We start from the raw sequence: 1,498 nt of genomic DNA, 5'->3' as shown, positions 1-1,498 counted from the left end.
CCTCTGTCCGCCGCAAGGGAAGGGGTGTGGCGCGCCAGCGCGCCAAGGCGCTTCACCGTCGGCTGAACCAGGGATCCCGGGCACAAGGCCCGGGATGACGGTGGGAAGGGTGGTGAAGAGGGCGTGACAAACGCTCGTTTCAACGCCACGCTCCATCAAAGCCGCCACGTCAGAGGGCGGCTCCATAGGGTGGAACCGCATGAGTGAGTTCTCGGCCGCCGCGGCGGTCCCAGCAGCGGGCGAGCCCGTCGCCCCGCTGAAGTCCGGCCTGTCGCGCGGTGCGCTCGCCTGGATCCTGCAGCAGGGCGCGCGCGACCCCTATGTGATCCTGATCACCATCTACATCTTCTCGCCCTACTTCTCGCGGGTGCTGGTCGGCGATCCGGTCCAGGGTCAGGCGGTGGTGGCCAACATCTCGACGGCCTACGGCCTGCTGACCGCCCTGACCGCGCCGTTCCTGGGGGCGATGATCGAGCAGTACGGCCCCCGCAAGCCGATGCTGGGCGTCACCCTGGCGGTGATGGTCCCGGCGCTGCTGGCCCTGTGGTGGGCCATGCCCGCGGGCGGCCTGCCGCTGATGGTGACCAGCACCCTGCTGGTGGCGCTGGGGGTGGCCTATAACTGGGGCGACGTGCTGAGCAATTCGCTGCTGGGCCGCGCCGCCGGCGCCGTTCCGGGGCGAGCCGCCCTGATCTCCGGTCTGGGCTACGCCCTGGCCAACGGCCTGTCGGTGGCCCTGCTGATCTTCATGCTGTGGGGCATGGTGCTGCCCGGCCAGGTCGATTGGCCCGGCGTGCCGCACGCCCCGCTGTTCGGCCTGGACCAGGCCAAGAACGAGCCCAGCCGGATCTCGGGCCCGATGGCGGCGGCGGTGATGCTGCTGGGCGCCATCCCGTTCTTCCTTTGGACCCCCGACGCCGTCCGCACCGGTCGGAGCTGGATGGAGAGCCTGAAGTCGGGGGTCGCCATGCTGCGTGAGATCTTCGGCAATCTGAGCGGCCATCGCGACATCGCCCTCTATCTGGGCGGACGCCTGCTCTACAACGACGGCATGACGGCGCTGCTGGTGTTCGGCGGGTTGCTGGCGGCGGGCCTGATGAAGTGGGGCGCGCTGGAAATGTTGGCCTACGGCATCTCGCTGAGCATCTTCGGCGTGGTCGGCGGCCTGGTCGCGCCGTGGTTCGACCGCGTCCTGGGGCCGCGCAAGGCGGTGCAGCTGGAGATCGCCGGCTCGCTGCTGGTGCTGCTGTGCAGCCTGGGCATGGGGCGCGAGAAGATCCTGTATTTCTGGTCCTATGATCCGGCCGCCCATGCGCCGATCTGGAACGGACCGCTGTTCCGCACCGCGCCCGAGCTGATCTATCTGGGCCTGGGCCTGCTGATCGCGGTGTTCGTCACCGCCCAGTACGCGTCCAGCCGCACCCTGCTGATCCGCCTGTGCCCGCCGGACAAGACCGCGGCCTTCTTCGGGCTCTACGCCCTGTCGGGCACCTGCACG

General features: G+C 69.5%; 1 protein-coding gene. It reads left to right on the top strand.

The window, feature by feature from the left end; translation table 11 throughout:
* Window positions 1–199: 199 nt before the first annotated feature.
* Window positions 200–1,498 (top strand): MFS transporter (locus AC1DZ6_RS25065; RefSeq protein ID WP_477099800.1); only part of this gene is annotated, 1,299 nt, incomplete at its 3' end.

It is taken from the genome of Caulobacter sp. P1_B12_2, assembly GCF_056406675.1.
The sequence above is the reverse complement of the archived record's forward strand: the minus strand, read 5'-3'. Positions and strand labels throughout refer to the sequence as shown.